This is a genomic window from Pseudomonas fluorescens (genome assembly GCF_902497785.1).
Lineage (GTDB): Bacteria > Pseudomonadota > Gammaproteobacteria > Pseudomonadales > Pseudomonadaceae > Aquipseudomonas > Aquipseudomonas fluorescens_BO.
This window is the reverse complement of sequence record NZ_CABVHK010000013.1, coordinates 183,623-209,151: the sequence shown is the minus strand read 5'-3', so window position 1 is coordinate 209,151 and position 25,529 is coordinate 183,623. Positions and strand designations below refer to the sequence as shown.

The window sequence follows — 25,529 nt, the reverse complement described above, 5'->3', positions numbered from 1 at the left end:
GAGCTGTCGAGTGCAACGAGGCTGCGATCTTTAATCTTGATTAAACAGCAAAATCAAAAGATCGCAGCCTGCGGCAGCTCCTACAAAAGCAATACGGTTCAGTTTCAAAAGGTCGCGCAGTGTAACGGCAAAAACGCCAGTTGCTAAGAGCCAATCGGCGCCAATTTATGCCTCTTTTGCGACGTCCTCGCCCCGTGCCCGAAGATAGCGCTTCAATGCCGCCAAAGAGTCCGGGCAGTAAGGCTTTTGCTGGATTTCCAGCATGACCTGATCGACGGGAATAAAGCGCGCTTCCAGCACTTCCTCCGGTTGCAGGATCAACGGGCCATCCCACACCGCGGAAAACGCCGAGCACCAGAGGCGATTACCGGTGTCCTCGAAGAAAAAATGATCATGGGCGGTCAGTTCCACACCGCTCACACCCAGCTCTTCCTCCAGCTCACGGGCTGCCGATTCGGCATATGTTTCGGTGGCCATCACCATGCCCCCCGCTGCCACGTCCCAATACCCGGGATAAATCGCCTTGCTCAAGGTGCGCCGATGCACGCAAAGCTCACCGGCGGAATTGAACAGCATGATGTAGGTGCCGCGCCCGATCAGCCCGCGCTCGCGCAGGTCCGAACGCACCAGGGCACCGAGCAGGTTGTCCTGCTCGTCGACCCAGGCGATGTGCTCGGCATCGGAGGCCGCGCGGTGGGCGGCCTCTTTGGAACTGTCGACCATGACTCAGCCCTGATTGAGCAGTTGACGCAAATCGATCACTGCGGCGTTGGCCCGGGAGATGTAGTTGGCCATGACCAGCGAGTGGTTGGCCAGTACGCCGAAGCCGCTGCCATTGAGGATCATCGGGCTCCAGACCGGCTCTTGCGAGGCTTCCAGCTCACGAATGATCTGGCGCACGCTGACCGTGGCGTTCTTCTTCGCCAGTACATCGGCAAAGTCGACTTCGATGGCGCGCAGCAAATGGGACAAGGCCCAGGCCTGACCGCGGGCTTCATAGAACACGTTATCGATCTGCATCCATGGGGTTTCGACGATTTCCTCGTCAACCTGTGGCACCTGACCCGGCGCGACGACTTCGGTTTTCAGCGCGGTATTGAGCTTGACCCGACCCACGCTGGCCGAGAGCCGTTGCGACAGCGAACCCAAACGGGTGCCCACATCGCCCAGCCAGTTGTTCAGGTTGTCGGCGCGAGCGTAGAACAGTGCGTTTTTCTGTGAAGGGTCGGACAGGCGCGCCTGATAACGGCTCAGGGAATTGATGCCTTCCTGATACTCGGATTCGCTGGAGGGCAGCACCCAGCTCTTGTTGTCGAAGTTGAAACGCGGCTCGGCTTTCGCCAGATCGGAGTCTTCGGCCGACTGCGATTGCGAGCGGGCGAAGTCTTTACGCAGCGCACGCGTCAGGTCGCGGACCTGGACCAGCACCCCATATTCCCAGCTCGGCGTGTTGTCCATCCACAGGCCCGGCGGGAAACGGTCGTTGGAAATATAGCCACCCGGCTTGGTCAGCAAGGTATCGGCGACGGTCTTGAGGGTTTCCACCGTGGTGTAGCCGATGACCATCTGCTTGCCTTCTTGCTCGGCAGCCACCTGGGCATTCTGTTGCACCGGGAACAGCGCCGGCTCCTGGCTCCAATACCAGCCGAGCGCAATCGCAACCAGCAGATAAAGACCAATCAGCGTGGCCAGCGCCCGACTGAACAACAGGCCACCGATGTAACTGCGGGTGGCCGATTTCGGTTCCGCGGCACGTTCAGGCGCGCTGCCCGCGCGATTCTTCCAGTCCAGCATGGCGATATCCTTTCAATCACTTGAGTTCATCGGTTCGACCACAACCATACAACAACGTGCCTTTGCCCGGCACCCGCCGTCGGGGTTATCCGGAAAAATTAGCGTCTGTGGGTGTGACAACCGGTTGTTTATGCGCTCAAGTGGCCATGCGCAAACTAGACGGCTATGACCTTCATTGAAATCCCCTGCACCTCGGCGGGCGTGAAGAGATGGGCGATACCCAACTCGTCGGTTCGACGCTGGGCACTGTCGCCGTCCACCGTCGCAATGTACTGATACTGCTCCAGCGGCGCGCCCGTTACGCTAACGCAAAGACGGAAGAGTCTGGGTGATCGCTTGGGCTGCACGGGCGGGTTTCTCATCATTTCCAACACCACCGGATCAAAAGCACGCATCGGCAGCCGCCATTCGACGAAGTCAGCCTCGGCGCGGATCAACCACCACTCGCCCCGCTCTAATTGCTCCAGCACTTCACTGTCGATATTGATCAGCAGTTCGGCGCGCAAGGTCTCAAGGCCCTCAATAGGCTGTCGATCAACCAGCGCCTGACGCACATGGTCCTGCGCTTCTTCTCTGGAATAGGCATGCTCGCGCTCTAATTCGGAGAGATCGCGTTGATTGACCAGCCTCATGCGTATCCTTCCGCGCTCCATTCGTCGGAGCCCATGGTGCGGCTGATCTCATGCCGCCAATAAATCCGCCGGTAACTGAAGTGGACCTTCTCCAGTTGAGTGATATGAGCGGTGCCGGGATCCTGACAATGAGGCATGAGCACTTCCGCGCCGATGATCAGCGCGTCTTCCAGTTCCATAGAGTAGAAGTGTTCCTGGATGCCCTGGGCCGAAGTGCGATACCACTCGACGCGGCATATTTTCAGCAACTCTCCAGAACATAAAGCGTTGTTGATCAGCGGTGTCGCCTTGTCGATGGTCTTGGTGATGATCAAGGGCTTGTGCATCCGACGGCCTGCGCCCGCGCCTTTTGGCACGAAAATGCCGTGGCTCAAGGCCTGGATCATGATTTGGTCCTCACGCCCCTTTTGGTAGGTGTTGCCCACCGACGCCTCGGTGAAGGCGCCTTCGCTGATCGGGCCTTGTCGTTCGCCGTGGAGGGTCATGAAGGCGGGGGTAGGCATGGTGGCGCTCCTTTTTTATTTGGGTTGTGGGGCGGGGAAGTGCGAGGGTTCGTCGTACATGTCTTCGATTTCGTCAAAGGGCGTCCAGGGTTTGGCGAGTGCGAGAGTGATGAGGTAGCGTTCTTCGGTGGGGTTTCGGTAATCCTTGAAGCGACCCACTACCAGCGAGACCTGATACTTATCGCCGGTTTGCCAGTAGGATCGTCCGTGCAATATTCCTTTGCTCAGATATGCCCGCCACTCAGGGGTATCGACGATCGTGGGGTTGTTCCGCAGCCCCTTCGCCACCCAACCTTTAGCGCGCAATTGGTCTTGCAGGTCAAGAACGACCTTCAGTGCGTCGTCTACCAGTAATGGTTCTACCTGCGGCGACATACGAACGGCTTCAATGACGTTGTCGTTGAATGTAACCGCGAAAAAGCGAGCTAAAGGCGTATCAAATCCATATTGCGGGTCGATAAATCGCAAGCGAGCATCGGTCTCGGGAATTCCGCCCCAGACATGTCCGCGTATCAGTGGACTGAAAGGGGCGGTGGAGTTTTTGCGCATTTCTTCATATGTCCCGCCTATTTCCAAAGCAATTTCCGGGTCATCCCAAAGAGGCTGCTGCAATTGGCGCATGGCGGCTACCATCAATACAGCCAGAACCAGCAGGCCTGCACCATGAAGTAAATAGGAACGACGCTGCCACAGACTCACAGATTTACTCCGCCCGCCGCGATCTCGTTGATCGATTGCACCAATGCGGTACGGTTGTAATCGTTGAGCATGTGATCAAAGCGTGCTGCTGCCCGGAGCACGAATGTCATTCTCTGTTTGATGTCTGACAAATCAGCCAGCGGGTTGCTGTCAAACTCGATAGTACGATCATCATCGACACGCGGGCATTGGCTGGTGAGTGTCAACTCGATAGCTTGAGCGACACCGGATGGAAAACCGGTCACGTAGGATGCATGGTTGGTGCGCAGCAACGTAATCAGTTGCCGATCTTCATAAATGGTTGGTTGGAGAATATTGAGCTGCTCATGCCACGCCAAAAGCTCCACGCTTCTAGCTATGTCGCCGGCCTCGATTGCCTCAAAGGCCAGGATAATTTCGGTGTAAAACTGCCCAAACGCGAGCCGTTCCTGACCCACTGGCCAAAGTACCGGAAACTTTGGATGTCCATAAATTGTTTCACGCGCTTTTAAACACTTCTTCAACTCCTTCAATCCACGCTTCGCATAAAACTCATGCAACGGAAAAACATCCAGAAACAGCGTGGTATTCCCCAGCGCCATCATGTCGTGCACATGCTGGAACTGTTGCTGCGCCAGCGATAGCTCCGCCCCACCAGAACGAAAATCCACAGAGGGCACCGGATTACGTGCATCCGCTTCCTTATATTCACGTAACTCATCCGCCTGCCCGGCCATCCTGTCCGGCGTTAACAAACCGAACTCACGGCGACCATCGCGCATACGCTCCCGCGTTTTTTGTTCCTCGCGAATAAGCTCGATACTGTCTGCCGCATGCAGTAACCCGCATCCCACCTGCTTGGAGGCAAACGCCGCCAGCCCGGCCCACTGAAATCTTGAGTCGTGCAGCCAAAGTCGGGCGTAAGCCGCATTGATCACCCGATTGCGCTCCACCGGATCAGCGATCAGAACGCCGTCTGGCGCAACGATTTCTTCCGCCGCACGCTGGTAATGCCGCCACAGGCACGCGCAAGTAAGAATCGGCACATCAGTAACCAGCATCCTGCTGCCATAAAGCTCCATCTCTTTACACTCACACTCATCAACTGGCGTGCTGTTGTGGTTGAGGAGCTGCCCGTCACAGGGTTGTTCTTTGAAACACTGGGTCATGATTGGCAGACAGCGTCTAGGGGAATCCCTGAACCCTACCAGCCGAAATCCGCCGCGAATCAGGCAGACGAAAAATCGGAATTGCCTGACTGCCAAGACTCGCCGGGGTTACAGAGTTTTCATACAAAAAGACCAACCAAGCGCTGAAACGCCCCGGCCACGGGGCATGTGCAACTCACCAACCAGAGTTCAGACCGACCAGTCACAAACTGAATGGCACCTTCGTGCAGATTATTGACGTACGACACTCATCCCACTGAAAAGAGGTGCTAGCATAGAGCCACCAGTCGACCTCAGCATGCACCCTAACTAGTAGTCAGGATATGACCGAGTCAGAAGACCCCAGCCGTGAGCGTCTCAAGCACCATTTTGCCCAGCGGGTAATTCATCAGGCGCGTCAAATTCTTGAGATCTGGCAGCGCTTGCAACGCAGTGAGTGGTCTTCCACCGACCTCGCGGAATTGAGCGAGGCCAACCTGCGCCTGCTGCGATTCGCCGAGCGCTTCGAACAACCCGAACACACGCAGCTGGCGCGCTACATCGGCCAGTCGCTGGAGGCTGTCGATGCCAATCGCGGACGCCTGAGCAGCGGCCTGATCACCGACCTCAACCGCTTGATGCAGCGCCTGTCGCGCACTGGCCTGCGTCATGGCGATCAACTCGAACAAACCTTCCTGCCGCCCCTGCGCAAGCCGATCTACGTGATGCTGCAGGACCACGACCGGGCCGAGCGTCTGGCCAAGCAGCTTGAGTTTTTCGGGCTCAGCGCCCAATCGCTGGACAGCGTGGCTGCGTTTCGCACATCGATGGTTGAACGCTTGCCCGCCGCGATCGTGATGGACGTGGACTTCAGCGGTCCGGGCGTCGGCCTGAAATTGGCCGCCGAAGCTCAAGTGGGTCTGGATGAACCGTTGCCACTGCTGTTCTTCAGCTTGCACGAGACCGACACGCCGACCCGCCTCGCCGCCGTGCGCGCCGGCGGCCAGGAGTTCTTGACCGGCACTCTGGAAGCCTCGAGCCTGCTGGAAAAAATCGAAGTCCTGACCTGCGTCGCGCAGTACGAACCTTATAAAGTGTTGATCATCGACGATTCTCGCGCCCAGGCCTTGCACACCGAACGCCTGCTGAACAGCGCGGGCATCGTCACGCGGACCTTGATCGAGCCTATTCAGGCCATGGCTGAGCTCGCAGACTTCCAGCCCGACCTGATCATCCTCGACATGTACATGCCAGCCTGCACCGGCACCGAACTCGCGAAGGTGATTCGCCACAACGACCGCTATGTCAGCGTGCCGATCATTTACCTGTCGGCCGAAGACGACCTGGACAAGCAACTCGACGCCATGAGCGAGGGCGGCGATGACTTCCTGACCAAACCGATCAAGCCCCGGCACCTGATCACCACCGTGCGTAACCGCGCGGCTCGCGCGCGCAACCTGAAAGCAAGGATGGTCCGCGACAGCCTCACCGGGTTGTACAACCACACGCACATTTTGCAATTACTCGAAGACTGCAGCTTCCGCGCCCGTCGCGAAAGCAAGCCGCTGAGTTTTGCGATGCTCGACATCGACCACTTCAAGCGGGTCAATGACAGCCACGGCCACCCGATGGGCGACCGCGTGATCAAAAGCCTGGCGCTGTTTCTCAAACAGCGTTTGCGCAAGAGCGATTTCATCGGCCGTTACGGCGGCGAAGAGTTCGCCATCGTCATGCCGGACACCGACATCGAAGCGGCCTACGGCGTTCTCGATGAAATTCGCCAGCGTTTTGCGGAAATTCACTACCCCGCTCAACCCCAGGACCTTTGGTGTACGTTCAGCGCCGGGGTGGTGGAATTTCATGAAGACTCCGACAGCCTGATGATGGCGAGCCAGGCGGACGAGGCGCTGTACCGCGCCAAGCACGCCGGGCGCAACCGCGTACAGACCTCGCGAGCGTCAAAGCAAAGTGCCACTTTTTCATCGGATTCGACTCATTCGGTCATAACCCTGTAACAGAACCGCAATAACTTCAGGGGCTTACCATTCTGCCGTTGGTAGTCCCACGATGCGCCTGAAACTGCTGACCAATCTCAACACCCTTCTTTTAGTCGCCGTGTGCGTGGCCCTCGGCGCCACACTCTGGTGGTCGCAAAAAGCCCTCGAACGCCCGTATCTGTTGATGGAGCGCTACTTGGGGTTGTCGCAACAATTCCAGAATGAAGTGGCGCGCAACGTCGAGGATTACCTCGCCAGCGGTGACGCACTGCGCCTCAGCAGTGCCAGTCAGGCCATCGACGCGCTGCAAAAGGAACTGGGAGAGTTGCCGCCCGCATTGGCCGACACCTTGCGCCCCAGCCTGACGAACCTCAGTGAATTCAGCAAAACCGACCTGCTGGCCGCCGGCAAACTCGCGGGCGATCCACAGGCATTGCTGTTGCAAGCTGAACGCGAGCTCGGCGCCAGCCTTGATCAGCTCAGCCAATACGCCAGCGGTAATGCGACGTATCTGACGCCTCTACTGGCCGCCTCCCAGCACTTAGGCAAACTATCCCTGGCCCGGGACAAACTGGTCAGCAGCGGTCGCAGCGAGCTGGCCGCCGATGTGGAGCGCGAAGTCACCAACATCCGGGCTCAGGCCGAAGTGTTGAACGCTCTGCCGCTGTTGGGCGTTACCAGCAAAACCGAGTCGGGCACCGACGATTTCGCCGCGATGATGGGCCTGGAGAACACCGAAACAGCCGTCGCCGAAGATGCCGGTGTCGGACTCAAGCGCGAACTCACAAGCCTGCTGACCCGCTACCCCTCGGAGCTTGCGCGCACCCGCGAGCAGATCCAGAAACGCGCCGACCTCAGCGCCGCGACTCACCTGAAAATCGCTGCAGTACAGCAGGCCATCGCCGGGCTGGAGCCGGTGGTCCGCGCCCAGCACGGGCACATCCAGAGCGAAGTACGGTTGATGCAAGGGTTGATGATCGGCCTGATCCTGTTGATCGCCTTGCTCATCGACACCCTGCAACGACGCCTGGCCCGCACGCTGACGAATCTCGCGCCCGCCCTGTCGACCTGGGCCGAGGGCGATTTCAGCCGCGACATTGAACTGGGCAAAACCAATCGCGAACTGCATGACATCCAGGCCTCGCTCAATCGTCTGCGCGCCTACCTTGTCGATCTGGTGGGGACCATTCGGCTGAACGCCGAACAGGTTGCCGGCAGCAGCCGGACCCTGGCGGAATTGAGTCATGACTTGCACAGCGGTGCCGAGCATCAGGCGGGTGACACGGCGCTGATCCGTGACTCCCTCGGTGAACTGGAGGCGACCATTCAGCAAGTCGCCGGCGATGCCAGTCAGGCCGCCGACGCCAGTCGCCATGCCGGACTGGCGGTGGAACATGGTCAGAAAGTCATCGGCTTGAGCCTCACCGGTCTGCATGCGTTGGTGGGTGAAGTGCAAGGCAATGCACAGATGATCGAACACCTGGCGGAGGAATCGGCAACCATCGGCGGCGTGCTCACGGTGATCCGCTCGATTGCCGACCAGACCAACCTGCTGGCGCTGAACGCGGCGATTGAAGCGGCCCGCGCCGGGGAAATGGGTCGCGGCTTTGCCGTCGTGGCGGAAGAGGTTCGGTCCTTGGCGCAACGCACGGCCGGGGCTACGGCCGAAATCCAGACCTTGATTGCCGGGCTGCAAACGGCGGCGCGGCAATCGGTGGAAGGCATGCGCGCGCAAGTCGAACACGCTGAAGCGACGGCCAATCAGGCGCAGGCTGCGGACGGCGCGCTGGATAAAATCGTCGGGGCGATTCAGACCATCGCCGACACCGCCGTACGTATCGCCGACGTCACGGCTCAGCAGAGCGGCGCCGTCAGTGAAATTCGCGATCACAGTGAGCGGATTCACCAATTGGGTGGGGATAACTTGCTGCGCATTGGCGAGGGACGCGAGCAAGGCGAGCACCTGTTAGTGTTGGGTGGGCGCCTGCATACGGCCGTTCAGGCCTTCCGCGTCTGACAACAATCCCCCGTAGGAGCTGCCGCAGGCTGCGATCTTTTGATCTAGTCTCCAGAAAATGGCGCCGCATCAAAAGCAAAGATCGCAGCCTGCGGCAGCTCCTACAGGGGCCAGAGTAGATCCCTGCATCGCGCACTCAGCTATCATGCCCCCACCTCCGATACGCGAGATCGTCATGCGCCGTTTGCTCTGCCTGCTGTTCTTAGTGCTCACTCTTCCGGCCACCGCCGCCGGGTTGCTGGAAAGCCGACCCAGCGCCACCCTCGGCTCGATCAACAACAGCGCCGACTTCCTGCCGGTGCGCGAAGCCTTTCAACTGAGCCTGATAGACAGCACGCCGCAATCGATCAAACTGCGCTTCGTCGCCACCGAGGGCTACTACCTCTATCGCCATCGCTTCCAGTTTCGCGCCGATCCCGCGGATGTCGCGCTTGGCGCGGCGCAGTTGCCTAAAGGCGAACAAAAGCATGACGAGTACTTCGGCGACGTCGAGGTTTACCACGAGATCATCGAGGTAGAGCTGCCGCGCACCGATCAACGGGCCTTCACCCTGGCAGTGACGTATCAAGGTTGCGCCGACAAAGGTCTGTGCTATCCGCCCGAGACCGAACGGCTGAGCATTGAGGGCTCTGGCACTGCAAAAAACTGGAGCTGGCGTGAACTGGCGCTGTTCTTCCTCGCCGGCCTTGGCCTGACCTTCACCCCTTGCGTGCTGCCGATGCTGCCGATCCTGTCCGGCGTGGTGTTGCGCGGCCAGGTCGGAGGCTTGCGCGGCTTCAATCTGTCGCTGGCCTACGTACTGCCGATGGCAGCCTGTTTCGCCTTGCTCGGTGCATTGATGGGAATGTTCGGCGCGCAGCTCAACCTTCAGGCGCGGTTGCAATCGGCCTGGGTGCTGGTGCCGTTCGCGATGTTTTTTGCAGTGTTTGCCCTGGCGATGTTCGGCGTCTTCGAACTGAAGTTGCCGCACGCCATCAGCAGCCGGCTGGATCGCATCGCCGGTCGCACCGAAGGGGGCTCGTTGTGGGGTGCGGCGGTGTTGGGCGTGGTTTCCAGCTTGCTGGTTTCACCTTGCGTCTCGGCACCGCTGGCCGGCGCGCTGCTGTACATCAGCGCCAGCGGCGATGCGCTGGGCGGCGGACTGAAACTGTTCATGCTCGGCCTCGGCATGGGCGCACCGCTGTTGCTGGTGGCCACCGGCGGCGCGGCCTGGCTGCCGAAAAGCGGGCCGTGGCTGATCTATGTGAAAAACGCGATTGGCGTGCTGTTGCTGGGATTGGCCATCGGTCTGCTCAGCCGCGTAATGCCGGGGCAGATCACCTTGCTGCTGATTGGTTTGCTGGCGGCGGGCGTCGGTTTGTTCCTCGGCGCGCTGGAGTTCGTCTACAAACCTCCGCGAAAACGTCTGGGCCAGTTACTCGGCATGTTCCTGCTGTTTTACGCGCTGGCGTGCTGGTACGGCGCGTTCAGTGGCCAGACCGATTTACTCAATCCAATTGGCCAGCCGCGCATCGTCAGCGGCAACGAGCAACCGCAAAAGACCGGCGACTGGCAGACCATCACCACGCCAACCGAACTGGATCGCGTGCTCGCCGACGCCCGGTCCTCCGCCACCCCGCTGCTGCTCGACTGGTATGCCGACTGGTGCATCAGTTGCAAAGTCATCGAACGCGAAGTGCTCAGCGACGCCCGGGTGCTCGAGCAATTGCAAGGCTATCGCCTGATCCGCTTCGACATCACCGCCAGTAACACCGAGCAACGTGCCCTGCTCGACCGCTACCAATTGTTTGGCCCACCGGCGTTGATGTTTTTCGGCAAGGACGGCGTCGAACGCGCCGATGTTCGCGTGATCGGCGAGATCAACGCGCAGGACTTCGCCGAACGTGTCGCGAAAGCAAATGACCGGATTTAATCACCCGGTCACATATCTCGCGCAAACATCGGCCATCGTGCTGGCTATTGCATAGAACTGGACAGTCACAAAGGCTTTGCGGCATAGTCGCCGGGTTCTGACACTTGCACACAGATCACAAGGAACAGCAGATGGCGACCTTACTGGTTTTGCACGGCCCCAACCTGAACATGCTCGGCACCCGCGAACCGGGCACCTACGGCGCGACGACGCTGGCGCAGATCAACCAGGACCTGGAGCGTCGTGCGCGGGAAGCCGGCCATCATTTGCTGCACCTGCAAAGCAACGCCGAGTACGAATTGATCGACCGCATCCACGCTGCCCGCAGCGAAGGTGTGGACTTCATTCTGATCAACCCAGCAGCTTTTACACACACAAGTGTCGCATTACGTGACGCGCTGCTGGCGGTGAGCATCCCATTCATCGAAGTGCATTTGTCTAACGTGCACAAACGCGAACCTTTCCGCCATCACTCTTACTTCTCCGACGTAGCGGTGGGAGTGATCTGCGGCCTTGGCGCCAGCGGTTATCGACTGGCCCTGGAGGCCGCACTAGAGCAGCTTGAAAGACAGGCAACGGCTTGAACAACAAGCGTTAAACGCCCCTGACCGACCCTTGGGAGTTGATGATTCATGGATATCCGTAAAGTTAAGAAACTGATCGAATTGCTGGAAGAGTCCGGCATCGACGAGCTCGAGATCAAGGAAGGCGAAGAGTCCGTACGCATCAGCCGCCACAGCAAGACACCGGCTCAGCAGTACTACGCACCGGCTCCAATGCACGCTCCGGCTCCAGCGCCTGTCGCTGCTGCTCCGGTTGCCGCCGCTGCCGCTCCTGCTGCTCCGGCTGCACCTGTTCTGAACGGCACCGTTGCCCGTTCGCCGATGGTCGGCACCTTCTATCGCAAATCTTCGCCAAGCTCGCCGTCCTTCGTTGAAGTCGGCCAGACCGTGAAGAAAGGCGACACCCTGTGCATCGTCGAAGCGATGAAGATGATGAACCACATCGAAGCCGAGACCAGCGGTGTGATCGAATCCATCCTCGTCGAAGACGGCCAGCCGGTTGAGTACGACCAACCGCTGTTCACCATCGTTTGAACCGCGGAGAAACTTTGATGACTGCGAAGTTGGAAAAAGTTCTGATCGCCAACCGCGGTGAGATCGCACTGCGGATCCTGCGTGCCTGCAAAGAGATGGGCATCAAGACCGTCGCCGTTTACTCCAAGGCTGACAAAGAGCTGATGCACCTGGGCCTGGCAGACGAATCGGTCTGCATCGGTCCGGCGTCAGCTGCTCACTCTTACCTGCACATTCCGGCCATCATCGCCGCCGCTGAAGTGACCGGCGCTACCGCCATTCACCCAGGCTACGGGTTCCTTGCGGAAAACGCTGATTTCGCCGAGCAGGTCGAGAACTCCGGCTTCGCTTTCATTGGCCCGAAAGCCGACACCATTCGCCTGATGGGCGACAAGGTATCGGCCAAGCACGCCATGATCGCGGCCGGTGTTCCCACCGTTCCGGGCTCTGACGGCCCGCTGCCGGAAGACGAAGAAACCGCGCTGCGCATCGGTCGCGAAGTCGGTTACCCGGTGATCATCAAAGCCGCTGGCGGCGGTGGTGGTCGCGGCATGCGCGTTGTGCATAAAGAAGAAGACCTGATCTCCTTCGCCAAGCTGACCCGCACCGAAGCTGGCGCGGCGTTCGGCAACCCGATGGTCTATCTGGAAAAATTCCTGACCAACCCACGTCACGTGGAAGTCCAGGTGCTTTCCGATGGTCAGGGCAGTGCTATCCATCTGGGCGACCGCGATTGCTCGCTGCAACGCCGTCACCAGAAGGTTCTCGAAGAAGCGCCGGCACCGGGCATCGACGAGAAAGCACGTGCTGAAGTCCTCGCTCGCTGCGTCAAGGCGTGCATCGACATCAACTACCGTGGCGCGGGCACTTTCGAGTTCCTGTACGAGAACGGCGCGTTCTATTTCATCGAAATGAACACCCGCGTTCAGGTTGAGCATCCGGTTTCGGAAATGGTCACCGGCATCGACATCGTCAAGGAGATGCTCAGCATCGCCGCTGGCAACAAGCTGTCGTTCACCCAGGATGACGTCGTCATCCGCGGTCACGCGCTGGAATGCCGGATCAACGCCGAAGACCCGAAAACCTTCATGCCGAGCCCAGGCACGGTCAAGCATTTCCACGCACCAGGCGGCAACGGCGTACGCGTCGATTCGCACCTGTACAGCGGTTATGCCGTTCCGCCGAACTATGATTCGTTGATCGGCAAGCTGATCACCTACGGCGCAACCCGTGACGAAGCCCTGGCGCGCATGCGCAATGCGCTGGACGAAATCGTGGTCGACGGGATCAAGACCAACATCCCGCTGCACCGCGACCTGGTCCGCGATGAAGGCTTCTGCAAAGGTGGAATCAACATCCACTACCTGGAACACAAACTGGCTGGCGACAAGCACTAGTCTGTGATCCAGACCAACAAAGCCGCTTTCGAGCGGCTTTGTTGTTTCTGGGTAAATCAAAAGATCGCAGCCTTCGGCAGCTCCTACAGGGTGTGCGCCTGCTCTAATGTAGGAGCTGCCGAAGGCTGCGATCTTTTCGGCATCACCCCGAAGTCGACCTGCCCCCATGGTCGTCTTCTGCGTTGCGCTCGCGTAAACTTGCGCGCTTCTCGCAGCCCGCTAGGCTGCAATCAATATTTTTCAAAGGTGCCCGCCATGCCTTGGCTGCAAGTCCGTCTCGCCATCAGCCCAGAACAAGCCGAAACCTACGAAGACGCTTTCCTTGAAGTGGGCGCCGTCTCGGTGACGTTCATGGACGCCGAAGACCAGCCGATCTTCGAGCCGGAACTCAACACCACCCCGCTGTGGTCGCACACCCACCTGCTGGCCCTGTTTGAAGGCGGCACCGAAGCCGCCAGCGTACTGGCGCACCTTGAGCTGCTGACCGGCAGCCCATTGCCCGAGCATCACAGCGAAGTCATCGAAGACCAGGATTGGGAACGCAGCTGGATGGACGGTTTCCAGCCGATGCGTTTTGGTCAGCGCCTGTGGATCGTGCCGAGCTGGCACGCCGCGCCAGAACCGGACGCGGTTAACCTGTTGCTCGACCCGGGCCTCGCGTTCGGCACCGGCACGCACCCGACCACCGCGCTGTGCCTGGAATGGCTCGACGGCCAGGACCTGAAAGACTGCAACGTGCTGGACTTCGGCTGCGGCTCCGGGATTCTGGCCATTGCCGCCCTGCTGCTGGGCGCCAAAGAGGCCGTTGGCACCGACATCGACGTGCAGGCGCTGGAAGCGTCCCGTGACAACGCCGGGCGCAACAATATTGCCGAAGCACTGTTCCCGCTGTATCTGCCGGAGAATCTGCCGCAGGTTCAGGCCGACGTACTGGTGGCCAACATCCTTGCCGGCCCGCTGGTGTCTCTGGCACCGCAACTGTCCAGCCTGGTCAAGCCGGGCGGTCGTCTTGCCCTGTCCGGCATCCTCGCCGAACAAGGTGAAGAGGTTGCCCAGGCCTACGCCCGGGACTTCGATCTGGACCCGATAGCCAATCGCGATGGCTGGGTGCGCATCACTGGCCGTCGGCGCTAGAATGAGCGCCTGCATACTCCGGATCGCCGCATGACCGACAGCTTCGTCACCCAGTGCCCGCATTGTCAAACCAGTTTCCGCGTCAGCCATGCTCAATTGAATGTGGCCCGCGGGGTGGTTCGTTGTGGCTCGTGCCTGCAAGTGTTCAATGCCGCCAGGCAATTGCTTGAACAGGCCGGCAAAGAAGCGATCACACCGGTTGCTCCAGCCATCGCCGAAGTGCCGGAACCGGAACATCGGGCCATCAGCCAGAAGCAATGGACCGCCGCCGAGCTGGACCTCGACAGTCTCGACCTGGACGAAGAACTCGCCCGGCTCGAACAACGGGAAATCCAGCCGACCACCGAATTCAGCCGCCACCGCGAAGACAGCCTGAGTGCCCGCCGGGATACCGCTGAGCACGACGAAGAACCGTGGTCCGACAGCCTGTTCAGCGAATCGGCTGCCGATCGCGCCGAAGCGGCCGAACAAGCGGTCACGCCAGAGCCGATCCTCGAGCCGAGCAAACCTTCGCGCACCGAACCGTCCCTGTCACTGTCGCTTGAACCCGTGGAACCGGACGACGAACCTCAGCCGCCGCAGTTGCGCCTGAACGATCCGCTCGATGCCCCGCTCCATCACGAACGCTTGTCGGCGTCCGCCGCCAGCGACGATTTCGACGACGACCTGCCTTCGATCGCGCCCCTGCGCAAGCGCCATGAACGCAGCGAATCGACCGAACGAGTCGAGGCCCTGCAAGACCTGACCGACGACCCGCTGCAACTCGACTGGCAACAGCGTCGCTCGCCCTGGGGCCGCCGGCTGTTCTGGTTGCTGTTGATCCTGCTGGGTGCAGGTGCGCTCGTCGGCCAATACGTCGCCTACCATTTCGATGAATTGGCGCGCCAGGACCAGTACCGCCCGTGGTTTCAGCAACTGTGCCCGCAAATCGGCTGCACCGTGCCGTCGAAAGTCGACATAGCGAAAATCAAAAGCAGCAACCTTGTGGTCCGCAGCCATCCGGAATTCAACGGTGCGCTGGTGGTGGATGCGATCATCTATAACCGTGCGCCATTCTCCCAGCCGTTCCCGTTGCTGGAACTGCGTTTTGCCGACCTTAACGGTCATTTGATCGCCAGCCGTCGCTTCAAACCCGGCGAGTACCTCAGCGGCGACCTTGAAGGCATGGCAGAAATGCCGCCGCAAACGCCTATCCACATCGCCCTGGATATCCTCGATCCAGGCGCCAAAGCCGTGAACTACAGCCTGAGCTTTCATTCGCCCGAGTGAAACGGTTCAGTGTTACGGGTTTGACGGCACATTTCTGACAGAGACCGCTCACACCAAACTGCTGGCGATAACAGAATAACTGTTCAGATTTTGTTCAATTCAGCCTTTATCCAGTCATCGAGAGCGGGTATCATGCCAACCCTTTTTCGAACTCTCATGATCCGGCCCCACAACAGGGAAGTCCTATGTCGGCGGTACGCATCGGTCCATATACATTGCACAACGGCTTGATTCTCGCCCCCATGGCGGGCGTCACCGACCAGCCCTTTCGTCAGCTGTGCAAGCGACTGGGCGCAGGGCTCGTAGTCTCGGAAATGGTCACCAGCGACATGAGTTTGTGGAACACCCGCAAGTCGCGCATGCGCATGATCCACGAAGGCGATCCCGAGCCACGCTCGGTGCAGATCGCCGGTGGTGACGCACAGATGCTGGCGGATGCGGCACGGGCCAACGTCGAACTGGGCGCGCAGATTATTGACATCAACATGGGCTGTCCGGCGAAGAAGGTCTGCAACAAGGCCGCCGGTTCCGCACTGTTGAAGGATGAAGCATTGGTGACCGAGATCCTGCAGGCCGTCGTGGCCGCGGTTGATGTGCCGGTCACCTTGAAGATCCGTACCGGCTGGGACCGGGACAACAAGAACGGCCTGACGGTGGCGAAGATCGCCGAGCAGGCAGGCATTACAGCGTTGGCGGTGCATGGCCGCACCCGTGCCGATCTGTACACCGGTGAAGCCGAGTACGACACCATCGCCGCGATCAAGCAGGCGGTGTCGATGCCGGTCTTCGCCAATGGCGATATCGATTCACCCGAGAAGGCCCGGTACGTGCTCGACGCGACCGGTGCCGATGGCCTGTTGGTAGGCCGGGCAGCCCAGGGGCGGCCATGGATTTTTCGTGAGATCGATCATTTTCTGCGTACCGGCGAAAAACTCCCGGCGCTGGCATTGATCGAGGTGGAACGCATTCTGCTAGAGCATCTGGCCGCGCTGCACGTCTTCTATGGAGACGTCATGGGTGTCCGCATCGCTCGGAAGCATGTGGGCTGGTATCTCGCAACCTTGCCGGGCGCCAGGGAGTTTCGCGCCCACTTCAATCGTTTGGAAGATACGGAAGCACAATGCGCCAACGTTCAGGGCTTCTTCGCCGAACGTTATAAGAGCCTGACAGGGGACGGAGAGTGGGTGGCCGCATGACGATGATGACCGAGACTTTAGTGAGTGGAACAACACCCGTGAGCGACAACGTGAATTTGAAACAGCACCTCAATACGCCGAGCGAAGAAGGTCAGACCCTTCGCGGGAGTGTCGAGAAAGCGCTGCACAATTATTTCGCCCACCTTGAGGGCGCTGCCGTCACGGATGTGTACAACCTGGTGCTCTCCGAAGTCGAGGCGCCCTTGCTCGAGTGCGTGATGAACTACGTCAAGGGCAACCAGACCAAGGCCAGCGAGCTGCTCGGGCTGAACCGGGGCACGCTGCGCAAGAAACTCAAGCAGTACGATTTGCTGTAAGCATTCAATCAAACCAGAAAGGCGCCCGCGTAAAAACGGTCGCCTTTTTTGCTGACTCCTTTGCTTTTGATGGAAATTGAAATGACCGACCAGACTACCCGCCTGCCGATCCGCCGCGCCTTGATCAGCGTTTCCGACAAGACCGGGATCCTCGAATTCGCCAAAGAGCTAGAAGCCCTGGGCGTCGAGATCCTCTCCACCGGCGGAACGTTCAAGCTGCTGCGCGACAACGGTGTTGCCGCGGTGGAAGTCGCGGATTACACCGGTTTCGCAGAAATGATGGACGGTCGGGTGAAAACCCTGCACCCGAAAATCCACGGCGGGATCCTCGGTCGTCGCGGTATCGATGACGCGATCATGAACGAGCACGGCATCAAGCCGATCGATCTGGTGGCGGTCAACCTGTACCCCTTCGAAGCCACCATCAACAAGCCAGGCTGCGACCTGCCGACCGCTATCGAAAACATCGACATCGGCGGCCCGACCATGGTCCGCTCCGCCGCCAAGAACCACAAAGACGTGGCCATCGTGGTGAATGCCAGCGACTACGCCAGCGTCCTCGAAGGCCTCAAGGCCGGCGGCCTGACGTACGCTCAGCGTTTCGACCTGATGCTCAAGGCGTTCGAACACACCGCCGCCTACGACGGCATGATCGCCAACTACATGGGCACCGTGAACCAGGCTGCTGACACCCTCAGCACCGAAGGTCGCAGCGAATTCCCGCGCACTTTCAACAGCCAGTTCATCAAGGCTCAGGAAATGCGTTACGGCGAGAACCCGCACCAGAGCGCGGCGTTCTACGTGGAAGCCAAGCCTGCCGAAGTGGGCATCGCCACCGCGACCCAACTGCAAGGCAAAGAGCTGTCGTACAACAACGTGGCCGACACCGACGCCGCGCTGGAGTGCGTGAAGAGCTTCGTCAAGCCAGCTTGCGTGATCGTCAAGCACGCCAACCCGTGCGGCGTTGCCGTGAGCCCGGACGCTGAAGGCGGCATCCGTCAGGCCTATGAACTGGCCTATGCCACGGACACCGAATCGGCATTCGGCGGCATCATCGCGTTCAACCGCGAGCTGGATGCTGAAACCGCCAAGGCCATCGTCGAGCGTCAGTTCGTCGAAGTGATCATTGCCCCAAGCGTCAGCGAAGAAGCCCGCGCCATCGTCGCGGCAAAAGCCAATGTGCGCCTGCTGGCCTGCGGCGAGTGGTCGGCTGATCGCGCCGCTGCCTGGGACTACAAACGCGTCAACGGCGGTTTGCTGGTCCAGAGCCGCGACATCGGCATGATCGGCGCCGATGACCTGAAAGTCGTGACCAAACGCGCTCCGACCGAACAGGAAATCCACGACCTGATCTTCGCCTGGAAAGTCGCCAAGTACGTCAAGTCCAACGCCATTGTCTACGCGAAGAACCGTCAGACCATCGGTGTCGGCGCCGGCCAGATGAGCCGTGTGAACTCGGCACGAATTGCCGCGATCAAGGCTGAACATGCTGGTTTGCAGGTGGCGGGTTCCGTCATGGCATCCGACGCGTTCTTCCCGTTCCGCGACGGCCTGGACAATGCGGCAAAGGTCGGCATCACCGCGGTGATCCAGCCAGGCGGTTCGATGCGTGACAACGAAGTGATTGCCGCGGCCGACGAAGCCGGCATCGCCATGGTGTTCACCGGCATGCGCCACTTCCGTCATTAATCCACCGCGCCTTCCTTAGGTAGGAGCACGTAGGTCACGTAGGTCACGTAGGAGCACGTAGGAGCTGTCGAGTGAAACGAGGCTGCGATCTTTTGATCTGGTTTTTTTAAAGCAAAATCAAAAGATCGCAGCCTCGTTTCACTCGACAGCTCCTACAGCTCCTACAGCTCCTACAGCTCCTACAGCTCCTTCACAGATTTTCGAGGTTTTTGAAATGAATGTTTTGATCATTGGCAGCGGTGGCCGTGAACACGCCCTGGCGTGGAAAGTGGCTCAGGATCCGCGCGTGCAGAAAGTTTTCGTGGCACCCGGCAATGCGGGCACCGCCATTGAAGCCAAGTGCGAAAACGTCGCTATCGATGTGCTCGCGCTCGAGCAACTCGCAGACTTCGCCGAAAAGAACGTTTCCCTGACCATCGTCGGCCCGGAAGTACCGCTGGTGGCCGGCGTCGTCGATCTGTTCCGCGCCCGTGGTCTGGACTGCTTCGGCCCGACCGCCGGTGCCGCGCAGCTGGAAGGTTCGAAGGCGTTCACCAAGGACTTCCTCGCGCGTCACAAGATTCCGACCGCCGACTACCAGAACTTCACCGAGATCGAGCCGGCCCTGGCTTATCTGCGTGAAAAAGGTGCACCGATCGTGATCAAGGCCGATGGCCTGGCCGCCGGTAAAGGCGTGATTGTTGCCATGACCCTGGCCGAAGCCGAAGACGCCGTGCGCGACATGCTCGCCGGCAATGCCTTCGGCGACGCCGGTTCGCGCGTGGTCATCGAAGAGTTCCTCGACGGCGAGGAAGCCAGCTTCATCGTCATGGTCGACGGCAAGAACGTCCTGCCGATGGCCACCAGCCAGGACCACAAACGCGTCGGCGATGGCGACACCGGCCCGAACACCGGCGGCATGGGGGCTTACTCCCCGGCCCCGGTGGTCACCAGTGAAGTGCACAAGCGTGTGATGGACCTGGTGATCTGGCCGACCGTGCGCGGCATGGCCGAGGAAGGCAACGTTTACACCGGTTTCCTCTACGCCGGCCTGATGATCGACAAGGCTGGTAACCCAAAAGTTATCGAATTCAACTGCCGTTTCGGCGACCCTGAGACCCAACCGGTTATGCTGCGCTTGCAGTCGAGCCTGGTATTGCTGGTCGAAGCGGCCCTGGCGCAAGCACTGGACAAGGTCGAAGCGCAATGGGATCCCCGCCCGAGCGTCGGCATTGTGCTGGCAGCAGGCGGCTATCCTGGCGACTACGCTAAAGGCGTGGCGATCAACGGTCTGGATGCAGCCGCGGCACTGGAAGGCAAAGTCTTTCACGCCGGTACTGCGCTCAAGGACGGCAAAGTAGTGACGGCCGGTGGTCGGGTACTCTGCGCCACTGCGATGGGCGCCAGCGTCGATGCTGCTCAGCAGCAGGCTTACAAGCTGGCGGCGAAGATAGACTGGGAAGGCTGTTTCTATCGCAAGGACATTGGCTACCGCGCCATTGCCCGCGAGCGTGGCGAAAATCAGGAATAAGCGCTTCATTCTGTCGGGCAAGGGTTTCAGCCCCTTGCCCGACTATTCCGGCGCCGCGCATAGTTGTAATCTGGCATCAACCTACGAAGGGATTTCGCCGTGCGCTGGCTCAGGATTGCCATAGGTTTCACTGTCACGCTGCTGACATTGCTCTGCGCGCTTGCGGCTCAGGCCGCGCAGGGCAGTGGCTGGGCGGTATTGCTCGACGATCAGGGCGACCTGCAACTCAGCGACATCCGCTCCACTCGCTACACCAATCAATTCAGCCCCATCGAACTCGAACGCCTAACCGCGGCCGAGCCCGGCGGTGCGCTATGGCTGCGTTTCAGACTGGCACCCGGCAAGCACGAGCAATTGTTGCGGGTGTTTGCTCCCGACCTGTCTCACCTCAACCTGTATGTGCTGGACGGCGACAAGCTGATCGACCAGTTGCACACCGGCACCGAACAGCCTCAGGTTGAACGCCCATTGCCCAACAGCGACTTCATGTTGCCGCTGCCGCAAAGCGACAAACCCCTCGACGTTTACCTGCGCCTGGTGTCCGAACACCAGATGCGGCCTTACATCACCCTGCAATCGGCGATCCTGACCGCTGCCAATCAGACCCAGACACTGATCTACGGTCTGTTGTTCGGCTGTATCGGCATGCTGATCCTGCACAACCTGATCCGTTACGCCTACACCCGATCACGCAGCAGTCTGTGGCTGGCCGGTTGTGAAGCATTGCTGATGACGAGCGTGGCATTGCTGCTGAACCTGGCCGGGCCATGGTTGCCGGACTGGCACGCGGTGCAAGCGCCGGGCGCCTACCTCGCCTTGCTGATGACCGCGCCGTGCGGATTGATATTTGCCTACCGCTTCTTCGCCCCGCTCGGTCCGCACCCGCTGAACAAGCTGCTGCTGGGCGACACCCTGTTCATTACCATCTGTGGCCTGCTGCTGCTGTTCGTCAACACCCTGCCGTTGAACATCATCACCTATGCGCTGGTCGCACTCGCCGGCCTGAGCATGTTGTTCGTCAGCGCCTGGCACTGGCAAAAAGGCTATCGCCCCGCGCGCTGGTTTGTGGCCGCGATGGCGGTGTTCAACATGGGTACGCTGATTATCCTCCCGGCCCTGCTCGGGCTGACGCTGATCGAGCCACAAGGCCTGATCACCGCTCTGCTGGTCTTCATCTGTATCAGCGGGCTGTTGATGAGCATTGCCCTGAGTGAACGTCAGCGCAGCATCACTGAAGACCGATTCAGCGTCAGCCGCGACCTCGCCGCCAGTAACGCCGAAATCAATGCCAAGGCCGAATTCCTGGCGAAGATCAGCCACGAAATCCGCACCCCGATGAATGGCGTGCTGGGCATGACCGAGCTACTGTTGGGCACGCCGCTGTCGGTTAAACAGCGCGACTATGTGCAAACCATCCACAGCGCCGGCAACGAACTGCTGACCCTGATCAACGAGATTCTCGACATCTCCAAACTGGAGTCCGGGCAGATCGAACTGGATGACGTGCAGTTCGACCTCAACGCGCTGATCGAGGACTGCCTGAGTATCTTCCGCGCCAAGGCCGAACAGCAAAACGTCGAACTGATCAGCTTTATCCAGCCGCAAGTGCCGCGCGTCATCAGCGGTGACCCGACACGCCTGCGCCAGACGCTGCTGAGCCTGCTGGAAAACGCGCTGAAAAAAACCGACGAGGGCGAAATCCTGATCGTCGTTGCGCTCGACGAGCGCAGTGCCAAACCGCGTCTGCGGATTGCCGTGCAGGATAGCGGCGAACCGATGGACGCCGAAGAGCGCGATGCGCTGATGCACGCCGAATTGCACAGCAAGAACTTTCTCTCGGCCACCCGTCTGGGCGGCAACCTTGGCCTGGTGATCGCTCGCCAGTTGATCCGTTTGATGCAAGGGGAATTCGGCATCAAGAGCGGCACTCACCAGGGCAGCACGTTATGGCTGACCTTGCCGCTGGACCCTGATCGACTCGAACACCCGACCTCGGACCTCGATGGCCCGCTGCAAGGTGCGCGGGTGTTGGTGGTCGACGACAACGACACCTGCCGCAAGGTGCTGGTGCAACAGTGCAGCGCCTGGGGCCTGAATGTCAGTGCGGTGCCGTCCGGCAAAGAAGCCCTGGCGCTATTGCGCACCAAAGCGCACCTGCGCGATTACTTCGACGTGGTGCTGCTGGATCAGAACATGCCCGGCATGACCGGCATGCAGTTGGCAGCGAAGATCAAGGAAGATCCGAGCCTGAACCACGACATCCTGCTGATCATGCTCACCGGCATCAGCAATGCGCCGAGCAAAATCATCGCGCGAAATTCCGGGATCAAGCGCATCCTCGCCAAACCGGTCGCCGGCTACACCCTCAAAACCACGCTGGCGGATGAACTGAACCAGCGCAACAAGGGCCTTGCCGTTTCGCAGCATGCGCCTGCCGGCCCTGCCCTGCCGATCAAGGTCCCCAGCGACTTCCGCATTCTGGTGGCCGAAGACAACAGCATCTCCACCAAAGTGATTCGCGGCATGCTCGGAAAACTCAACCTGCAACCGGACACCGCCAGCAATGGTGAAGAAGCCCTGCAGGCGATGAAAGCCCAGCGTTACGACCTGGTGTTGATGGATTGTGAAATGCCGATCCTCGACGGTTTCTCGGCCACCCAGCAACTGCGTGCCTGGGAAGTCGGCAACCAGCGAATCCGCACCCCGGTGGTCGCGTTGACCGCGCACATCCTCGCCGAGCACAAAGAGCGTGCGCGCCAGGCGGGCATGGACGGGCACATGGCCAAACCGGTTGAACTGTCGCAGTTGCGCGAACTGATCGAACACTGGGTGGCCCAGCGTGATCAGCAAAACCGGGCAGCAGCGCCTACGTCCTGAGCCGACAGACCCCGCAACGCCTGATAGACTCCCCCACGACTTCCTTCGCCAGTGAGCTCGCACCATGCTCCACGTGTTGTTCAGCGTTTACCTGAAGATGCTGGTGCTCTACAGCCCGTTCTTCGTGTTGTCCTGTTTCATCAGCCTGACCCGCGGCTACTCGCGCAAGGAACAACGTCGCCTGGCCTGGAAAGTGGCGACGGCCACGTTGGTCTCCAGCGTCTTGCTGTATCTGTTCGGGCGGGTGATTTTCAGTGTCTTCGGCATCACCGTCGACGCATTCCGCATCGGTGCCGGCAGCGTGCTGTTCATCTCGGCGCTGGGCATGGCGCAGGGCAAGTCGGCCGTCCAGACCGACAACGTGCAGCAGGACGTCACCATCGTCCCGCTGACCATCCCCCTGACGGTCGGCCCAGGCACCATCGGTGCGTTGTTGGTGATGGGCGTGAGCCAGCCACACTGGGATGACAAACTCACCGCCATCCTCAGCATCGCCCTGGCCAGTTTCACCGTTGGCGTGGTGCTTTACCTGTCGAACCGCATCGAGCGGATTCTCGGCGACCAGGGCTTGCAGATTGTCAGCCGCTTGATGGGGTTGTTTGTGTGTGCGTTGGCAGCGCAGATTATTTTTACCGGTGTGAAGGGTTATCTGGTGCCGTAGCGACCCGCGCCATCCGTTACACGCCCCGCTCCATCAAGTTAATTTAATAACCTGTTCCACCCGCGAGGCACCGAGCAACGACCTGATGGTCTCCCGTGAATACTCGTAATCTTCCGGCTCCACCACGGCCTTGAATCCGGCGATCGACAGGTTACCGAGCACTGTTTCGTGACGGAACCGATGGCTAAGAACGCTGCCCACGAAGTGATCGTCGTACTCGAAGGACAGCGCCGCAAAGGTGATCGAAACGCCGGGGGATATCACGCCGAACTTGAACCGGACGCGCTTCTGGTCTTGCACGGTAAACGCGTGAAGCAAAGCGCTCTCGGGGTGATCGAAAGGCCGCCGGGACAAAGCGTTCAGACTGGTTTTCAATGACTGTTGCGCATCCAACGACACCAGCTTACCTAATGTCTCCTGCGCCAGATCCGCTAACGTAAAACTGCCCCGATCGGACACTGGATAACTGTTGCCCGGCTCACTGAGGAGCATTCCTCCCAACGTTTTCATTGCCGACCTGCCGGCGTTTATCCAGGGATCAAACTCGGCAAAATCATGAAACTTTCGAGACGCAACTGTTTGCGAATAAAGCAGTGAATCAAGACCGTCCTGCCGGTCAGCGGCGGACAACTTGTTTGCTACCAGAACAACTGCACCCGCACAAAGACAAGGGCTATAGTTCGATGCTGTAATCATTGCGCCTCCTGGTGTAAAGCCAGAGTTTCAACACTCCGACTTCAATCAAGTTCTGGCCTTGCCAAACTCGTAGGTGAGTGCTTTTTGACGATTTTCCGACAGCGCCTTCACAATAAGCGACTCCACCATCGAATAGTCTTCTTCATCCATATGCATGTGCGCCGCGCTGTTATAGATCTCGACGCTGGAAGTGCTCCACTCTACGAACAACACTTTGGTCGGTTGTGCCGCGGCGAAATATTGAACGGCTACAATAGCCATGGTGATATCGCCGTCGGCACCTTCCAAAGCAGTCGACATACAGAAATTCCCGCCCTCGGCTTTTTTGGAGTTGTTTTCAAACAATGTCAGCGCCTCGGGTTCATTCTTCAGCGCTTCCATGGTCGCGTCAGCGACAGTGGAGAGCACTTTCAGTGCCGCCTGACCCTGACTGACTGCAGCGGTCACTGCAGTATGCAAAATCCCCAGCGCCACATTGTCCATCGTCAGCTTCTGGGAAGAGGTTTGATACTTATTGTAAGGTGCGCTGAAAACAAACCATCCAGCCAACTTCATAAGCTTCATGAATTCGTTGTAACGCTGCTCCTTCTGACCTTTGCCTGGAAATTTGAGCAAGGCGACAAGATCGGCATACATATAGGTATTCTTGACGATGCGTTTGCTTCGCTTGGACATGGACGCATCAAAACCGGCAATACCAGTCCCCATAATGGCTGCATTCAACTCATCTTTATCGATGGGCAGTTCTGCACGAGCAGATGCAAGCGAACGACGAGTTCGCGGTTGGCCAATTAACTTATTGCATTCTTCGATTAACGCAATACGTTCAGCCAGCGGGATTTTGTGATTGATAACTTCAGTCATTTATAGATTCCTTTCAATTAGTTGAACGCCGTAAGGGCGAGAATCAAAACTAACGCGCTATCCATGACCAATCAAACTATAAGGAATTCAACACATTTCAGAACCAAACTCACACACAATAAATAGCCGTGAAAAACACCAGCTTATAAACATTCAAAGCGG

Annotated in this window: 22 protein-coding genes; 14 read left to right on the top strand and 8 right to left on the bottom strand. The window is 59.3% G+C overall.

Annotated elements, in window-relative coordinates; genetic code table 11:
* Positions 1-165: 165 nt before the first annotated feature.
* The 6 genes from F8N62_RS20385 to F8N62_RS20360 all read right to left on the bottom strand — a co-directional run bounded on the left by F8N62_RS20385 (position 166) and on the right by F8N62_RS20360 (position 4,776).
* Positions 166-723, bottom strand: a complete 558-nt coding sequence (locus F8N62_RS20385) for an NUDIX hydrolase (RefSeq protein ID WP_150712365.1) — start codon at positions 721-723, stop codon at positions 166-168.
* Between the two features lie 3 nt (positions 724-726).
* Positions 727-1,794 (bottom strand): DUF2333 family protein, encoded by a 1,068-nt coding sequence (locus tag F8N62_RS20380; protein ID WP_150712364.1) that lies wholly within the window; start codon positions 1,792-1,794, stop codon positions 727-729.
* Positions 1,795-1,949: 155 nt separating this feature from the next.
* On the bottom strand, positions 1,950-2,426 hold the full coding sequence (locus F8N62_RS20375; RefSeq protein WP_150712363.1) for a hypothetical protein: 477 nt from the start codon (positions 2,424-2,426) through the stop codon (positions 1,950-1,952).
* On the bottom strand, positions 2,423-2,929 hold the full coding sequence (locus F8N62_RS20370; protein ID WP_150712362.1) for an Hcp family type VI secretion system effector: 507 nt from the start codon (positions 2,927-2,929) through the stop codon (positions 2,423-2,425). Before F8N62_RS20370 ends, F8N62_RS20375 begins: the two co-directional genes overlap by 4 nt.
* Before the next feature lie 15 nt (positions 2,930-2,944).
* Complete coding sequence (locus tag F8N62_RS20365) at positions 2,945-3,628, bottom strand: hypothetical protein (RefSeq protein WP_150712361.1); 684 nt, start codon at positions 3,626-3,628, stop codon at positions 2,945-2,947.
* Complete coding sequence (locus F8N62_RS20360; protein WP_150712360.1) at positions 3,625-4,776, bottom strand: DUF2515 family protein; 1,152 nt, start codon at positions 4,774-4,776, stop codon at positions 3,625-3,627. Before F8N62_RS20360 ends, F8N62_RS20365 begins: the two co-directional genes overlap by 4 nt.
* A gap of 323 nt (positions 4,777-5,099) precedes the next feature.
* Here F8N62_RS20360 and gcbA point away from each other — a divergent pair, with 323 nt between their 5' ends.
* The 14 genes from gcbA to F8N62_RS20290 all read left to right on the top strand — a co-directional run bounded on the left by gcbA (position 5,100) and on the right by F8N62_RS20290 (position 23,807).
* Positions 5,100-6,770 carry a diguanylate cyclase GcbA gene (gene gcbA / locus F8N62_RS20355; RefSeq protein ID WP_150712359.1) on the top strand — a complete coding sequence of 557 codons (1,671 nt, stop codon included), beginning with the start codon at positions 5,100-5,102 and terminating at the stop codon, positions 6,768-6,770.
* Positions 6,771-6,822: 52 nt separating this feature from the next.
* On the top strand, positions 6,823-8,769 hold the full coding sequence (locus F8N62_RS20350; RefSeq protein ID WP_150712358.1) for a methyl-accepting chemotaxis protein: 1,947 nt from the start codon (positions 6,823-6,825) through the stop codon (positions 8,767-8,769).
* Between the two features lie 175 nt (positions 8,770-8,944).
* Positions 8,945-10,681, top strand: a complete 1,737-nt coding sequence (locus F8N62_RS20345) for a protein-disulfide reductase DsbD (RefSeq protein ID WP_150712357.1) — start codon at positions 8,945-8,947, stop codon at positions 10,679-10,681.
* Positions 10,682-10,812: 131 nt separating this feature from the next.
* On the top strand, positions 10,813-11,265 hold the full coding sequence (gene aroQ, locus F8N62_RS20340) for a type II 3-dehydroquinate dehydratase (RefSeq protein ID WP_017336343.1): 453 nt from the start codon (positions 10,813-10,815) through the stop codon (positions 11,263-11,265).
* Between the two features lie 48 nt (positions 11,266-11,313).
* Positions 11,314-11,778 (top strand): acetyl-CoA carboxylase biotin carboxyl carrier protein, encoded by a 465-nt coding sequence (gene accB, locus F8N62_RS20335; protein WP_007947648.1) that lies wholly within the window; start codon positions 11,314-11,316, stop codon positions 11,776-11,778.
* A gap of 17 nt (positions 11,779-11,795) precedes the next feature.
* Entirely contained in the window at positions 11,796-13,154 is a 1,359-nt protein-coding gene (gene accC / locus F8N62_RS20330) for an acetyl-CoA carboxylase biotin carboxylase subunit (RefSeq protein WP_150712356.1), read from the top strand.
* Between the two features lie 255 nt (positions 13,155-13,409).
* Positions 13,410-14,288, top strand: a complete 879-nt coding sequence (gene prmA / locus F8N62_RS20325) for a 50S ribosomal protein L11 methyltransferase (RefSeq protein ID WP_150712355.1) — start codon at positions 13,410-13,412, stop codon at positions 14,286-14,288.
* A gap of 30 nt (positions 14,289-14,318) precedes the next feature.
* The gene (locus F8N62_RS20320) at positions 14,319-15,557 is read left to right on the top strand and encodes a DUF3426 domain-containing protein (protein ID WP_150712354.1); all 1,239 of its coding nucleotides are present in this window, start codon (positions 14,319-14,321) and stop codon (positions 15,555-15,557) included.
* Positions 15,558-15,742: 185 nt separating this feature from the next.
* On the top strand, positions 15,743-16,753 hold the full coding sequence (dusB, locus tag F8N62_RS20315) for a tRNA dihydrouridine synthase DusB (protein WP_150712353.1): 1,011 nt from the start codon (positions 15,743-15,745) through the stop codon (positions 16,751-16,753).
* The gene (fis, locus tag F8N62_RS20310) at positions 16,750-17,070 is read left to right on the top strand and encodes a DNA-binding transcriptional regulator Fis (protein ID WP_007907419.1); all 321 of its coding nucleotides are present in this window, start codon (positions 16,750-16,752) and stop codon (positions 17,068-17,070) included. Before dusB ends, fis begins: the two co-directional genes overlap by 4 nt.
* Before the next feature lie 81 nt (positions 17,071-17,151).
* Positions 17,152-18,759 carry a bifunctional phosphoribosylaminoimidazolecarboxamide formyltransferase/IMP cyclohydrolase gene (purH, locus tag F8N62_RS20305; RefSeq protein ID WP_150712352.1) on the top strand — a complete coding sequence of 536 codons (1,608 nt, stop codon included), beginning with the start codon at positions 17,152-17,154 and terminating at the stop codon, positions 18,757-18,759.
* A 214-nt stretch (positions 18,760-18,973) separates the two neighbouring features.
* Entirely contained in the window at positions 18,974-20,269 is a 1,296-nt protein-coding gene (gene purD, locus F8N62_RS20300) for a phosphoribosylamine--glycine ligase (RefSeq protein WP_150712351.1), read from the top strand.
* A 99-nt stretch (positions 20,270-20,368) separates the two neighbouring features.
* Entirely contained in the window at positions 20,369-23,146 is a 2,778-nt protein-coding gene (locus F8N62_RS20295; RefSeq protein WP_150712350.1) for a hybrid sensor histidine kinase/response regulator, read from the top strand.
* 64 nt (positions 23,147-23,210) lie between these two features.
* The gene (locus tag F8N62_RS20290) at positions 23,211-23,807 is read left to right on the top strand and encodes a MarC family protein (protein WP_007937197.1); all 597 of its coding nucleotides are present in this window, start codon (positions 23,211-23,213) and stop codon (positions 23,805-23,807) included.
* A gap of 33 nt (positions 23,808-23,840) precedes the next feature.
* On the opposite strand, the gene F8N62_RS20285 is transcribed toward F8N62_RS20290, so the two are convergent.
* Both F8N62_RS20285 and F8N62_RS20280 read right to left on the bottom strand, forming a co-directional pair.
* The gene (locus tag F8N62_RS20285; protein WP_150712349.1) at positions 23,841-24,503 is read right to left on the bottom strand and encodes a hypothetical protein; all 663 of its coding nucleotides are present in this window, start codon (positions 24,501-24,503) and stop codon (positions 23,841-23,843) included.
* Between the two features lie 45 nt (positions 24,504-24,548).
* Positions 24,549-25,367, bottom strand: a complete 819-nt coding sequence (locus tag F8N62_RS20280) for a hypothetical protein (protein WP_150712348.1) — start codon at positions 25,365-25,367, stop codon at positions 24,549-24,551.
* Positions 25,368-25,529 lie beyond the last annotated feature (162 nt).

Bases quoted from the DNA above. Each gene is read 5' to 3' on its own strand.
- F8N62_RS20385 (WP_150712365.1), bottom strand. From the start codon at position 723: ATGGTCGACAGTTCCAAAGAGGCCGCCCACCGCGCGGCCTCCGATGCC.
- F8N62_RS20380 (WP_150712364.1), bottom strand. From the start codon at position 1,794: ATGCTGGACTGGAAGAATCGCGCGGGCAGCGCGCCTGAACGTGCCGCG.
- F8N62_RS20375 (WP_150712363.1), bottom strand. From the start codon at position 2,426: ATGAGGCTGGTCAATCAACGCGATCTCTCCGAATTAGAGCGCGAGCAT.
- F8N62_RS20370 (WP_150712362.1), bottom strand. From the start codon at position 2,929: ATGCCTACCCCCGCCTTCATGACCCTCCACGGCGAACGACAAGGCCCG.
- F8N62_RS20360 (WP_150712360.1), bottom strand. From the start codon at position 4,776: ATGACCCAGTGTTTCAAAGAACAACCCTGTGACGGGCAGCTCCTCAAC.
- gcbA (WP_150712359.1), top strand. From the start codon at position 5,100: ATGACCGAGTCAGAAGACCCCAGCCGTGAGCGTCTCAAGCACCATTTT.
- F8N62_RS20350 (WP_150712358.1), top strand. From the start codon at position 6,823: ATGCGCCTGAAACTGCTGACCAATCTCAACACCCTTCTTTTAGTCGCC.
- F8N62_RS20345 (WP_150712357.1), top strand. From the start codon at position 8,945: ATGCGCCGTTTGCTCTGCCTGCTGTTCTTAGTGCTCACTCTTCCGGCC.
- aroQ (WP_017336343.1), top strand. From the start codon at position 10,813: ATGGCGACCTTACTGGTTTTGCACGGCCCCAACCTGAACATGCTCGGC.
- accB (WP_007947648.1), top strand. From the start codon at position 11,314: ATGGATATCCGTAAAGTTAAGAAACTGATCGAATTGCTGGAAGAGTCC.
- accC (WP_150712356.1), top strand. From the start codon at position 11,796: ATGACTGCGAAGTTGGAAAAAGTTCTGATCGCCAACCGCGGTGAGATC.
- prmA (WP_150712355.1), top strand. From the start codon at position 13,410: ATGCCTTGGCTGCAAGTCCGTCTCGCCATCAGCCCAGAACAAGCCGAA.
- F8N62_RS20320 (WP_150712354.1), top strand. From the start codon at position 14,319: ATGACCGACAGCTTCGTCACCCAGTGCCCGCATTGTCAAACCAGTTTC.
- dusB (WP_150712353.1), top strand. From the start codon at position 15,743: ATGTCGGCGGTACGCATCGGTCCATATACATTGCACAACGGCTTGATT.
- fis (WP_007907419.1), top strand. From the start codon at position 16,750: ATGACGATGATGACCGAGACTTTAGTGAGTGGAACAACACCCGTGAGC.
- purH (WP_150712352.1), top strand. From the start codon at position 17,152: ATGACCGACCAGACTACCCGCCTGCCGATCCGCCGCGCCTTGATCAGC.
- purD (WP_150712351.1), top strand. From the start codon at position 18,974: ATGAATGTTTTGATCATTGGCAGCGGTGGCCGTGAACACGCCCTGGCG.
- F8N62_RS20290 (WP_007937197.1), top strand. From the start codon at position 23,211: ATGCTCCACGTGTTGTTCAGCGTTTACCTGAAGATGCTGGTGCTCTAC.
- F8N62_RS20285 (WP_150712349.1), bottom strand. From the start codon at position 24,503: ATGATTACAGCATCGAACTATAGCCCTTGTCTTTGTGCGGGTGCAGTT.
- F8N62_RS20280 (WP_150712348.1), bottom strand. From the start codon at position 25,367: ATGACTGAAGTTATCAATCACAAAATCCCGCTGGCTGAACGTATTGCG.